The organism is Pseudoalteromonas sp. PAST1, assembly GCF_021532515.1.
GTDB lineage: Bacteria > Pseudomonadota > Gammaproteobacteria > Enterobacterales > Alteromonadaceae > Pseudoalteromonas > Pseudoalteromonas simplex.
This window is the reverse complement of the sequence record NZ_JAKGBH010000025.1, coordinates 64,083-77,039: the sequence shown is the minus strand read 5'-3', so window position 1 is coordinate 77,039 and position 12,957 is coordinate 64,083. Positions and strand designations below refer to the sequence as shown.

The 12,957-nt window shown below is 40.7% G+C and carries 12 protein-coding genes; 7 read left to right on the top strand and 5 right to left on the bottom strand.

The features are described from left to right. The first annotated feature begins 153 nt into the window (after positions 1-153). Together L1272_RS13590 and L1272_RS13585 are read left to right on the top strand one after the other, a co-directional pair. Positions 154-498 (top strand): DUF3302 domain-containing protein, encoded by a 345-nt coding sequence (locus L1272_RS13590; RefSeq protein WP_199529827.1) that lies wholly within the window; start codon positions 154-156, stop codon positions 496-498. A 3-nt stretch (positions 499-501) separates the two neighbouring features. Continuing rightward, positions 502-1,632 carry an HlyD family secretion protein gene (locus L1272_RS13585; protein ID WP_235373658.1) on the top strand — a complete coding sequence of 377 codons (1,131 nt, stop codon included), beginning with the start codon at positions 502-504 and terminating at the stop codon, positions 1,630-1,632. Between the two features lie 61 nt (positions 1,633-1,693). Here the strand turns inward: L1272_RS13585 and dnaJ are convergent, their stop codons facing one another. Together dnaJ and dnaK are read right to left on the bottom strand one after the other, a co-directional pair. Then, entirely contained in the window at positions 1,694-2,833 is a 1,140-nt protein-coding gene (dnaJ, locus tag L1272_RS13580; protein ID WP_138599789.1) for a molecular chaperone DnaJ, read from the bottom strand. Between the two features lie 183 nt (positions 2,834-3,016). Further along, the gene (gene dnaK, locus L1272_RS13575) at positions 3,017-4,939 is read right to left on the bottom strand and encodes a molecular chaperone DnaK (protein WP_235373657.1); all 1,923 of its coding nucleotides are present in this window, start codon (positions 4,937-4,939) and stop codon (positions 3,017-3,019) included. 239 nt (positions 4,940-5,178) lie between these two features. On the opposite strand from dnaK, the gene L1272_RS13570 reads away from it, so the two are divergent. Then, positions 5,179-5,979 (top strand): thioesterase family protein, encoded by an 801-nt coding sequence (locus L1272_RS13570; protein ID WP_235373656.1) that lies wholly within the window; start codon positions 5,179-5,181, stop codon positions 5,977-5,979. Here L1272_RS13570 and L1272_RS13565 read toward each other — a convergent pair. Then, entirely contained in the window at positions 5,968-6,744 is a 777-nt protein-coding gene (locus tag L1272_RS13565) for a substrate-binding periplasmic protein (RefSeq protein WP_235373655.1), read from the bottom strand. The genes L1272_RS13570 and L1272_RS13565 overlap by 12 nt on opposite strands. A 140-nt stretch (positions 6,745-6,884) precedes the next feature. Here L1272_RS13565 and L1272_RS13560 point away from each other — a divergent pair, with 140 nt between their 5' ends. Genes L1272_RS13560 through L1272_RS13550 form a run of 3 tightly spaced genes read left to right on the top strand, consistent with a single transcriptional unit; the run spans position 6,885 to position 10,386 of the window. After that, the gene (locus L1272_RS13560; RefSeq protein ID WP_235373654.1) at positions 6,885-8,123 is read left to right on the top strand and encodes a PqiA/YebS family transporter subunit; all 1,239 of its coding nucleotides are present in this window, start codon (positions 6,885-6,887) and stop codon (positions 8,121-8,123) included. Then, positions 8,120-9,775: an intermembrane transport protein PqiB gene (pqiB, locus tag L1272_RS13555; RefSeq protein WP_054552207.1), complete on the top strand. Its 1,656-nt coding sequence runs from the start codon at positions 8,120-8,122 to the stop codon at positions 9,773-9,775. Before L1272_RS13560 ends, pqiB begins: the two co-directional genes overlap by 4 nt. Beyond that, the gene (locus tag L1272_RS13550; RefSeq protein WP_235373653.1) at positions 9,775-10,386 is read left to right on the top strand and encodes a PqiC family protein; all 612 of its coding nucleotides are present in this window, start codon (positions 9,775-9,777) and stop codon (positions 10,384-10,386) included. Before pqiB ends, L1272_RS13550 begins: the two co-directional genes overlap by 1 nt. Here L1272_RS13550 and L1272_RS13545 read toward each other — a convergent pair. Together L1272_RS13545 and L1272_RS13540 are read right to left on the bottom strand one after the other, a co-directional pair. Further along, entirely contained in the window at positions 10,369-10,860 is a 492-nt protein-coding gene (locus L1272_RS13545) for a GNAT family N-acetyltransferase (protein ID WP_235373652.1), read from the bottom strand. The genes L1272_RS13550 and L1272_RS13545 overlap by 18 nt on opposite strands. Before the next feature lie 3 nt (positions 10,861-10,863). Then, positions 10,864-11,268 (bottom strand): NUDIX hydrolase, encoded by a 405-nt coding sequence (locus L1272_RS13540; protein ID WP_138599796.1) that lies wholly within the window; start codon positions 11,266-11,268, stop codon positions 10,864-10,866. A 284-nt stretch (positions 11,269-11,552) separates the two neighbouring features. On the opposite strand from L1272_RS13540, the gene L1272_RS13535 reads away from it, so the two are divergent. Then, positions 11,553-12,935, top strand: coding sequence for a Na+/H+ antiporter NhaC family protein (locus L1272_RS13535; RefSeq protein ID WP_138599797.1), 1,383 nt, complete (start codon positions 11,553-11,555; stop codon positions 12,933-12,935). Positions 12,936-12,957 lie beyond the last annotated feature (22 nt).

Here is a 12,957-nt window from a genome sequence, read left to right as displayed (position 1 = left end):
TCGATCAACTGCTTGTAACTCATGGTATCTACTCTTGTTTTTTGGCGATTACAGAGTACCACCAACAGGCAGTTGATCTCTTCTCACCGTTTAACCATGAGTGGTGCACTTATTATCTGAATTCGGGGGTATTAATTTAACAAAGGAAGATAGATGTTTTTAGACTACTTTGCACTGGTCATGCTAGTGTTTGTAACGGTAGTAATATTTTATGGTGTTATTGCCATTCACGATATTCCCTACGAAATTGCCAAAAAACGTAATCACCCTCACCAAGATGCCATCCATTATGCAGGCTGGGTTAGCCTGTTTACCCTACATGTGCTGTGGCCATTTTTATGGGTTTGGGCGACATTATGGCGTGATGACCGTGGCTGGGGGTTTAACCAAATTCAAAAGGAACAGGAAGACTTAGCTGAGAAAGTAGCTAGCCTGACAGCCACGGTTGCAGCACTACAAGCACAAATAAATGCTCAATCGAATAATAAAGAGAACTAGACTATGGATTTGTTATTAATTCTCACTTATACCGCATTGTGCATTGGTATCTTTAAAGTGTTTAAAATCCCACTTAATAAATGGACAGTACCCACCGCGGTACTCGGTGGTGTGGTACTGATAGGCGCTTTAATCCTATTAATGAACTATAATCATCCACATTCAAATATGGCCAGCAGTGCCTATGTCACAACACCCATTGTGCCAAATGTACGTGGTACCGTTGAAGAGGTTGCAGTAAAGCCAAATCAGCCGGTTAAAAAAGGTGACTTATTGTTTCGCATAGACGATACCTTATATCGAGCCAAGCTAAATCAAGCTATTGCAGCTTTACAAGATGCAAAACAGTCAGTGCTCGGTTTAGAAGCGAGCTATAAATCAGCACAAGCCAGTGCCCTAATGGCTAAAGCTGAATATGATCGTAGCAAGAAAGAATACGAACGTTATGAAAAAGGCGCAAAAAGCGGTGCTTACTCAAAAGGCCAAGTTGATAATAAATTAGGTGTATATTTAGCAGCAAAGGCAAGCTACGAAGCAGCACAAGCCGAAGAGTTACGCCAGAAACTAGCATTTGAGTCTGAAATAAACGGTGAGCAAACTAAAATTGCCGCAGCTCGCGCTAATTTAGAGCAAGCTCAATTTAACTTAGACAGCACAAGCGTTTATGCACCTACTGATGGCTATGTAACACAACTAACATTACGCCCTGGGATGATTGCAGTACCAATGCCATTACGCCCAGTAATGACCTTTGTGCACAAAGAAGATGCCGTTTACGTCGCTGCATTTAGACAAAATTCACTATTAAGACTCGAGTCTGGCTACAAAGCAGATTTTATTTTTAAAGCTATTCCGGGCAAAACCTTTGCAGGCGAAGTAATCGATGTATTACCTGCGATTGGCGAAGGGCAAGTGCAAGCACAAGGCATACTGATGGGCACTGAGTTTTTTGCTCGTCAAGGGCGCGCAATTGTCACCTTAAAAATCACCGATGACATGAGTGAATATCACCTGCCACAAGGAACAAGCACAGAAGTTGCAGTTTATTCAGAACACTTCGAACACGTATCAGTGATGCGTAAAGTATTGATCAGAATGAAAAGTTGGCAAAACTACCTATTCTTAGATCATTAAGGCATAAAAAGGCGCTTATCAGCGCCTTTTTATTCTCGAACTCAAGTTACTTAACTAGAAGTTACTTAGTTAGGTCATCGAAGAATTTCTTCACACCATCAAAGAAACCTTTTTCTTTTGGACGGTTTTTAGAGCCATCTTTACCCATGCTTTGCTCAAGCTCTTCAAGCAATTCACGTTGACGGTCATTTAGATTCACTGGCGTTTCAATAACCACTTTACAGATCAAGTCACCTTGAGCGCCACTACGTACAGACTTAACACCTTTACCACGCATACGGAACATCTTGCCCGTTTGGCTTTCTGATGGGATCTTCAGTTTTGCACGACCATCCAGTGTCGGCACTTCAATTTCGCCACCCAGTGCTGCTGTCGTAAAGCTAATTGGAACTTCACAATACAGATTATTACCATCACGTTGGAAAATCGGGTGTTCACGAACAGAAACCTGAACGTATAAATCACCTGCTGGTGCACCATGCATGCCCGCTTCACCTTCGCCTGATAGACGAATACGGTCACCTGTATCAACACCCGCTGGGATCTTCACTGATAAGGTCTTAGTTTTTTCTACGCGACCTTGACCATGACAGCTGTCACATGGATCAGAAATAATTTGACCTGTGCCCTGACACGTAGGACAAGTTTGCTGAACCGCGAAGAAACCTTGGCGCATTTGTACTTGACCAGCACCATGACAGGTAGTACATGTTTTTGGTTTAGAACCCGCTTTTGCACCGCTACCATCACATGGCTTACAGCTAACCCAAGTTGGTACTTTAATTTCGACATCTTTACCACGAACGGCCTCTTCAAGGCTTAAATCCATGTTGTAACGTAAGTCCGAACCACGTTGTTGACGCGATTGACGACGACCACCGCCACCACCAAAGATATCTCCAAACACATCACCGAAAATATCACCAAAATCACCATGACCGCCGCCGAAGCCACCGCCATGACCGCCACCACCTTGTTCAAAGGCTGCGTGACCATATTGATCATACATCTGACGTTTTTGGTCATCAGTTAGTACTTCGTAGGCTTCTTTTACTTCCTTGAATTTAGACTCAAGTTCTTTATCGCCTGCGGTACGGTCTGGATGATATTTCATCGCTAAGCGCTTATACGCTTTTTTTATGTCTCGTTCGCTGGCATCTTTGCTCACGCCGAGAACTTCATAATAATCGCTTTTTGACATATCTATCACACTACTCTTTTTACTGCAGTTACACTGCGTAAGGTAAGTCGAACGACTTTACCGTTTATATACATGCAAAAGGCGCGTCAAGCGAAATCGCTGGCGCGCCTCAATCATTTCATCCTAACTTAATTGGCTAAACAAAGCAGCCATTAATGCGTTAGGCAGAAGCGAAACAAGCAATTACTTGTCGTCTTTCACTTCTTCGAACTCTGCATCAACAACATCGTCGTCTTGTTTTGCAGAAGATTGTTGTGCACCTGCATCCGCACCACCTTGTTGTTGCTGTGCTTTAGCTTGTGCAATTTCCATTAGCTTTTGTGACTTCTCAGCAAGAGCTTGAGTTTTCGCTTCAATCTCTTCTTTGTTATCACCTTTAATCGCCGCTTCTAGCTTAGTAAGCGCAGCTTCGATTGCTTCTTTATCTTCTGCAGGTAATGCATCACCCGCTTCTTCGATTTGCTTGCGTGTACCGTGAACCATTGCATCAGCTTGGTTACGAGTTGCTACTAGCTCTTCGAATTTCTTATCTTCTTCAGCGTGCGCTTCAGCATCACGAACCATTTTTTCTACTTCATCGTCGCTTAGACCTGAAGAAGCTTGGATTGTGATCTTCTGCTCTTTACCTGTATCTTTATCTTTAGCAGATACATGTAAGATACCGTCCGCATCTACGTCGAATGTTACTTCGATTTGTGGCGTACCACGTTGTGCTGGGCGAATACCTTCTAGGTTAAATTGACCTAGTGATTTGTTATCGCTTGCACGCTTACGCTCACCTTGTAATACGTGAATCGTTACCGCTGATTGGTTGTCTTCAGCTGTTGAGAAAACTTGTGATTTCTTAGTAGGAATCGTCGTATTTTTCTCGATTAGCGCAGTCATTACTTGACCCATAGTCTCGATACCTAGTGATAACGGAGATACGTCAAGTAGAAGTACGTCTTTAACGTCACCAGCTAATACACCACCTTGAATCGCTGCACCTACTGCAACTGCTTCATCAGGGTTAACATCTTTACGTGGCTCTTTACCAAAGAACTCTGCAACTGTTTTTTGAACTAGAGGCATACGTGTTTGACCACCAACAAGGATGATGTCATTTACGTCGCTTACTGATAAATCAGCATCAGCTAGTGCACGCTTAAGTGGCTCAATTGACTTAGTTACTAAGTCTTCAACAAGTGACTCAAGTTTTGCACGAGTAACTTTCACGTTCATGTGCTTAGGACCTGTTGCGTCAGCAGTCACGTACGGTAAGTTAACTTCTGTTTGTTGTGCAGAAGAAAGTTCAATTTTCGCTTTTTCAGCAGCTTCTTTAACTCGTTGCATTGCAAGCGGGTCGTTTTTAAGGTCGATACCTTGATCTTTCTTAAACTCTTCAACTAAGTAGTTGATAACACGGTTATCGAAATCTTCACCACCTAAGTGAGTGTCACCGTTAGTTGCTAACACTTCAAACGTGTGCTCGCCTTCAACTTCGTCGATTTCGATGATAGAGATATCGAAAGTACCACCACCTAAGTCGTATACTGCAACAACGTTTTCACCTTTATTTTTGTCCATGCCGTATGCAAGTGCAGCGGCAGTTGGCTCATTGATGATACGTTTAACTTCAAGACCAGCAATACGACCAGCATCTTTAGTCGCTTGACGTTGTGAGTCATTGAAGTATGCAGGTACTGTAATTACTGCTTCAGTAACCGCTTCACCTAGGAAGTCTTCTGCTGTTTTCTTCATTTTTTTCAGCACTTCTGCTGAAATTTGTGGTGCAGCACGTTTCTCGCCACGCGCTTCAACCCATGCATCACCGTTATCAGCTTTTACAATTTTAAAAGGCATGATACCGATATCACGTTGTACTTCTTCGTCTTCAAAACGACGACCAATTAAACGCTTGATTGCAAATAATGTGTTAGTTGGGTTAGTTACTGCTTGGCGTTTTGCAGGTTGACCAACTAATGTTTCACCGTCTTGCGTGTATGCAATGATCGAAGGTGTTGTGCGATCGCCTTCCGCGTTTTCGATAACGCGTGCTTTATCACCGTCTAGTACTGCTACACAAGAGTTAGTAGTACCTAAATCGATTCCAATTATTCTACCCATGAATCTTCTCCAACTTCAAAATTCGTTAATACGTTCGATGACTAGTAAATAGGGATGCAGGAAACTGAATTCAACTATAAAAATGAAAAATTTTACTTTTTTTTGAAATTTTTTTTGAAATGCATGTTTTTTCCTCAAAAAGCACTGTATTTGTACGCCTATTGCGGAATAAACAAACTGGTCTGATGACTTTGGCTGTGCTATAACCTAAACCATAACAATAAACGTTAAGGAAAATTATGCATTTTGATCAATTACTCGCCATGGCAGCTGAACTTGGTAAAGACAAAACAAAAGTAATGCAGTTTCCAGAAAACTGGTGCCAAGGCCGCACTGCATTTGGTGGTTTATCTGCAGCTTTATTATATCAAGCTATACGGCAGCATATCGATAACTCTCGCCGTTTATTATCTTTAAGTACTAACTTTGTTGGCCCGTTAATCGCTGACAATGATTTTTCAATCGACGTTGAAGTCTTACGTGAAGGAAAAAACAGTGCGCAGGTACTGGCAAAAGTGATTCAAAATGGCGATGTTTGTGTTATTACACAAGCCTGTTTTGGGGCTGAGCGTCAATCAAGTGTACAAGTAGATGTCACTAAAACCATGCAGCTAAAACCCGTTGATGAACGTTTTACCCTACCTTATAAAGAAGGCGTGATGCCGGCATTTTTCCAGCACGTTGCACTGTGTTTGCAAGACGGCAATATGCCTTTCTCTGGAGCAGACACCTCACATTTAGGTGGTTGGATGAAATTCAAACATGTACCAGAGCAAATGACTGAAGCCCATATCATAGCCCTAACAGATGCATGGCCACCGACTCTATTACAAATGTACAAGCAACCTGCACCAGCAAGTAGTATGTCATGGTACATAGAATTTGTAGAAGAACCTGCAATTGCCCATGATGCTTGGATTGGCTACGAGGCTGTTACCCATCATAGTAAAGATGGCTATGGTCTTGAAGATGGCTGTATTTGGAGTGAAGACGGTAAGCTAATTGCATTGAGCCGCCAAACTGTTGCGTTATTCGCGTAACTCTGGCTCTGAAAGCTGCGCGTACTCAGTACCATCAAGGCGAATAATTGCTTGGTATTCGCCTGATTCTATGATCTCACCAAGACCCAAATTAAACGTGTTTTTTAACGTTTTACTGTAAAAAAACGCAGGTCTTGGTGCTTCTTTAAAGATTGCATGCACAATAAAAGGTTTTACCTCAGCGCTTTGTTTATATTTTTCTAAATAATATAAAAACACCCGGCGCTCTAGAATAATAACGTCAACCCAGCCCTTCATAAGGTGGTCAACTTGCGCTTCTTGGTTAACCACTTCTTCGTAAGAGCGTAAAATATTGGTAACCGATTTAAAAGGTGCTTCAATAAAATTAGTTGCGTTCTGAAAGGCAAGTACACTTTTACCTGCTAAATCATAGATAGTGCTAATTTTTAAATCTCTATTAGCAAGGCTGACCGCGACATTTTGATAGCGCAGTAGTTCATCACTTTTATAAACATGTGGAGTGAGAACTGGAGGAAAGTTTAATGCAATATCAACCTCTCCCTGCATAAGCTGTTGCTCTGCACGTTTATTAGACATGTAATGAATATGAATATTAGAGATGCCTTGTGACTTAAAAGCTGCTTTTAAAATTTCAAGTTGAATACCGCTATTGGTATCTTCGATAACATAAGGAGGTAAAGAGGCGCTTGCAGCAACAACAATAGGTTGTTGTATATTTGGCTCAGATAAACACTCACCTTTAACACTAATAAACAACATTAAAAGGGTAAATAATTGCTTCACTAATCACCATAATGAATTAAATGTATTAAAAAGCGTAATCGCTTTGTACAAATATTAGCTTATATTAAACAATGCTGCATTTGTATTTATGCAGTATTTGGTGCAAACTTAACTAAGTTCTTGTTTATGAGACCCTAAGTTTGCAAACAGCCTGCCCTAGTTGTGATCTGGTCGTTGAGATCCCACATTTAAATGCAAAACAAGTAGCGCTTTGCCCACATTGCAATACTAAGTTATCAACATCACAAGCCTGCCAAGACAGTACAGTGGTCGCATTGAGCTTAAGCGCAATAGTCATGCTTTTAAGCAGTATGTTTTATCCTTTTTTATCTTTTACGAGTAGCGGTATTACACAAACCATTACGCTTCCTGATGCTGCGCGTATTTTATTCAATTACGATAACGATTTTTTGGGTCTATTTATTGACATAAGCATCATAGGCTTGCCTATGTTGTTATTACTATTGATTATTCCGCTACATTTAGGTGTATTAAAAGTACTACCTTATTTGTGGGGCAAAAGATTGTTAAAAACCACCTTTGCTTTAGAGCCTTGGATCATGTCCGAGATTTTCTTAATCGGGGTGATGGTCAGCATGGTCAAAATAATGTCAATGGCAGACATTGAATTTGGTGTAAGCTTTTGGTCCTATGTGGCATTTGTGGTTCTATATGTAGCAACCATGGCGAAGTTAAATAAACACTATCTTTGGAAGCAATTAGGAGAGCCCGCATATATAGATCAAACAATTGCAAACACACGAGCTATCGATCAAGGACTGCGTGCTTGTCATGTTTGTGGCCAATTATGTAATACTGAAATTTGCTCGCGATGTGACACAAAAACCTTTACCCGCAATCCTTATAGTGTACAAAAAGCGTTTGCTTGGTTGATCACATCTGTCGCTTCCTACATCCCAGCCAACGTCTACCCAATTATGTATACCACCAGCCTCGGTGATGAAATGCCCTCTACGATTATTGGTGGTGTGATGATTTTGTGGAATAGTGGTTCTTATCCAATAGCCATGATCATATTTTTGGCCAGTGTGGTTGTTCCCCTTGCCAAAGCGCTAATCTTAAGTTTTTTATGCTATATGGTGATGAAGCCTGCAAATAGACAAACAAAAGGCTATACACGTATCTACCAATTAACTGAATTTATAGGTAAATGGTCAATGATTGATGTATTTGTTGTCGCGATTCTAGTAGCCTTAGTACAACTAGGAAATTTAATGTCTGTGACACCAGGCATCGGCACAATATTTTTTACCACTATGGTAATTTGCCAAATGTTGGCAGCCCATGCATTTGATCCACGCTTACTGTGGGACAGCCCTACTAATTTAAAGAAAGTAAAACAAGAGACTCTGGCATGAGCGAAAACGCTAAAATAAAATCAGCGCCAAATATTTCGGCTATTTGGATAATTCCGTTAATAGCCCTACTAATAGGCGCATGGATGTTATACCAGTATCAGGCAAATAAAGGCACCACTATCTTTATAAAAATGCCTCATGCGGAAGGCATCGTTGCTGGCAAAACTGAAATAAAAGTACGTAGTGTAAAAATCGGCCAAATTAATCATGTACGTCTGTCAGATCAGCAAAATAGTGTAATTGCAAGAGCTCAAATCGATAAACACTATGATGACCTATTAACTGACGATGCAAAAATTTGGGTCGTTAAACCACGAATTGATGATACAGGTATTACTGGAATGAGCACTCTGCTCTCAGGCGTATACTTAGAATTTGCACCGGGTGAAAGCAAGAAGCTAGCGGATAAGTTTGAACTTCAGGATGAACCCGCATTAATTGGCAATGATGTTAAAGGTGGTCGTTTCACACTGCTTAGCTATAACGCTGAAGTACTTGATGTAAGTACGGGTATTTATTTCAAAGATTACAAAATTGGCCAAATAGAAACTGCAACCTTTGACTGGAAAAATCAGGCCATGAAATATGGCATTTTCATTAATGAGCCTTATCAAAATTTAATTACCTTAAATTCTATATTTTGGGTGAACTCAGGTATCGAAATAGACCTATCAGCTGATGGAATTAATGTAAATACAGGTTCATTAAGTAAGTTACTCAAAGGTGGAATTTCTGTAGGTATACCTGAGCAGCAATCTCCTGGTGAAGTCGCCACTAATGGACACAGTTTTTCATTAAGTAATAGTTATAAAGCCGCGTTAGAAGAGCGCTTTTATGACTTTGATTATTACTTAATCGATTTTGAGCAATCAATTCGTGGGTTAAGAGCTGGGGCACCTGTTGAATACCGTGGTATGCGTATTGGTAGTGTGGTTGAAGCACCAGCAAGTGTCATGATCGACGGCAAGCCTGCACACTTTAGAACTGACAATACCGCAGTACCTGCCCTTATTAAAATTGAATATGGTCGTCTTTACCACGACAGTACAGCTGCACGCGAGTTTTGGCATTCAAGCTTAGATAGCTGGATTAAAAATGGCCTTAGAGCCTCTTTAAAGCCAGGTAACTTACTTACCGGCGCCGTATACGTTGACTTAGACATTTATGATAACGCGGAACCTGCCGAATTAAAGACTATAGCCGATTATACCGTATTCCCAAGTGTATCGAGTGGTATTACGGTCATAGCTGACCAAGTATCCGATGTGTTAAATAAAGTGAACAACCTTAAGATAGAAGACAGCTTGGCACAAATGCAAACTACCTTTTCTGAGTACCAAGAACTTGCTCATGACATGCGAGAATTGATCAATAAACAAGATACCCAAGATTTACCCGGTGATATAAATCGCAACTTTGCTGAAATGACTAAAAGCATGCAACAGTTCGATAAAACCATGAAACAATTTGAAAAAACCATGGCAAGTTACGAACAGGGTTCGGCTTTCCATCAGCAGTTACAAACCACCTTGTCCGAATTTAAACGTTTAAGTGAAGAGCTACAACCACTTACACGTGGCTTGAACCAGCAACCTAATATGTTGATATTTGATAAAGAACTACCCGCAGATCCAACGCCGAGGAAACAATAATGAACTATAAACGCTGTGTTTCAATCGCAGCAGTGCTGTTACTTTCGGCCTGCAGTCAGACGTCATTCTCAACTATTGAGTATTATCAATTCTCGCAGCCAATTGTGAATATGCAGCGGTTAGCTGAAAATACGCAAGCTCAGCTAAGGATCAAGACAGTACAATTACGTGGTGCGCTTAATAATCGCGGTATTGCTATGGTACTCGACAACAACCGAGTCAATGCTGCTAACTACCATTTATGGAGTGAATCACCGGATTTAATGTTAACCGCCAGTGCCCATCAACAGCTTCACACTGACCTTGATAATTGGATGGTAATAAAAGGTTTACCGGTGATCACCGATTTAGATCAACAAAGCTATTATGAATTAGAATATGAGCTACATCACTTTAATGGCGATGAGCAAGGCAATGCCAACATTGCAGGGCTTTGGCGTTTGTACTATACAAACCCTGAGTCGGGCCGAAAGTTAAAAGCGGTTAATTACTTCAATGAGCTCACACCATTACAAGCAAGTGATTACGAAGGGCTTGTCGCGACACTTGAGTCAACATGGTTAAAGGTAAACAAACAAGTTGCAAACGAAGTATCAGAGCTTACTCTTTAAAAAGAGTTTTAGAGGCTGATTGTCATCGTTAATGATGACATCGCCTATGAACTCAAAGCCAAGTTTCTGTAACACCTTTTGTGAGCCAATATTTGTTGGTGAGGTTATTGCTGCAAGTACACCAAGCTCTAATACGTGTTTTTTGGCCATCAATAACCTAGCAGCAGATGTAATAATACCCTTGCCTTCATATTTAGCTAACAAGGCAAATCCTAAATCGGGGATAGCTAACGCATCGCGCTGAAAGAGCCCCACCATTCCAACCGGTGTATCATCAGCTAAACAAACAATATAACTGCCAAAGCCAAATTGCTGGTGGCTATTTATAAACGTTTGTTGAATATAATGCTCTGCTTGTGCGGGCGTATTAATGTTTTTATTACCTATGTGCTCTAAAAATGTTGCTTGGTTTAAAAGCTCAACGATAAACGCGGCATCATCAGGCTGCCCAGCGTGCAAATATATATCTAACATTTATTAAAACACCTTACTCACGACATCATTGGTAAAATTAAGGCAATCAAGAACACGCTCTTTTTGTACTTTAGATAACTCGTCAATATCGAAATAGCCATACTCTGTGTGCTCATTACTCAACATTATCTCAGCGTCCTCAGCTATATGAGCACGAAAAATAAACGCATGAGAGTTAAACGCTGTGTGATAATAAACGCCACTTAAATAAGCGATATCTACATCACAATTAAGTTCTTCTTGGCATTCGCGAAGTAACGCTTGATGAATGGTTTCACCTTTATCTAAAGCGCCGCCAGGTAGCCCCCAACTTTTTTGACCGTAATCAGCTTTTAGTAATAACACCTGACCTTGGTTGTTGGTGATAACCGCATGGCTACTGAGTCTGTAAGTATCTGAAAATGCCATAATCCCTTTGCTCAATTAATAAAAAGTGACGTTATAGATGAGTGTAAAATAATTATCATCGCAATTAAAATTGTTATTGACTAAATTAATATTCAGGATTATTTTTCTTGCGATGTTTTGGGCAAAACAAAAGCAGTATACCCTCTATACTGTCTGGCGCCAGCCAACGCAGGCACTTTCCCTAAAGGGTCCATAAAAGTGTGTTCGCGTAAAGCAGTTAATTGAGTCAATAGACTTTTGATTTCTCTAAGCAATCTCGATTGCTTAACTGTGTGAAAATTATAATGCAAGAACCTTCTGCGTTAAGTTTACTGCCGCCAGTATTGGTGGTGGTTTTGGCCGTATTTTTACGCCGCCCTATTTTATCTTTACTGATTGGTGCTTTATTTGGTTTAGCCATGCTAGGTCCGACCGCTGTGTTAGCCAATTTTGCTGATATTTCATTAAAAGTAATGCAAGACGAAACCATTGCCTGGCTAATTCTAGTCTGTGGTGGATTTGGTGCATTAATCGCTTTATTAGTGAGAACCGGGGGTGCAAGTGCATTCGCCGAATTAGCGTTAAAATTTGCCAAAGGCCAGCGTTCATCGTTAGTAATGACCTTTGTGCTAGGTGTAATTATTTTTATCGATGATTACCTAAATGCATTAACCGTCGGTGAAACTATGAAGCGTATCACCGATAAGTTTAAAATTAGCCGCGAAATGCTCGCTTATGTTGTTGACTCAACGGCTGCGCCTATTTGTGTGCTTGTACCACTCTCTACATGGGCCGTTTTTTTTGGTGGCTTGTTAGTTGATAATAATGTTGCACCAGAAGGTCAAGGTATTGCTGTATATATCCAAGCAATACCTTACATGTTATATGCTTGGTTTGCAGTCATTGTGGTATTACTAGTTAGCTTAAATGTCATTCCTGCTTTTGGTCCGATGAAAAAAGCACAACTACGTGCCATGAATAATCAAATCGAAATATCAAATAGCCAGTACACAGATGTTCAAACAGCGGATGAATACGCAGTAAAAGCAGCAGAAGAAAACTTTGAAACAGCCGCTTCAAACGGCAAACTCTATAACTTTTTAGTACCTATAGTTTTACTTGTTACGTTTACTGTTTACTTTGACATTGACGTCTATAAAGGGCTGCTGGCAACCTTTACCGTTGTTTTGCCTTTTTATATGTTACAAAAGTTGATGACATTGTCAGAACTCGTTGAGCGTATGCTCGATGGTTTTAAAAGCATGATACCCGCTATAGGAACTGTGGTTGCAGCATTTATATTTAAAGATGTGTGTGACCAATTAATGCTACCGCAATATGTCATAAATACCTTGAGCCCTTATATGACAGCACAGTACTTACCAGCCGTGGTGTTTTTAGCAATGGCAGTCCTTGCTTTTGCAACGGGTTCAAGCTGGGGGATTTTCGCAGTAACTATTCCTATTGTAATGCCACTGGCTTACGCAATTGATGCCAATATTCCTTTAGTGATTGGTGCTTTGTTATCGGCGTCGTCATTTGGTAGTCAAGCGTGCTTCTATTCAGATTCCACCGTACTTGCTGCACAAGGCTCAGGGTGTGATTTAGTCAGCCATGCTATCACGCAACTGCCTTATACCTTACTTGCTGCAACGGCTGCATTTATAGGATTTTTGCTTATCGCATAAATCAAAAAGCCCAAGCAATAGC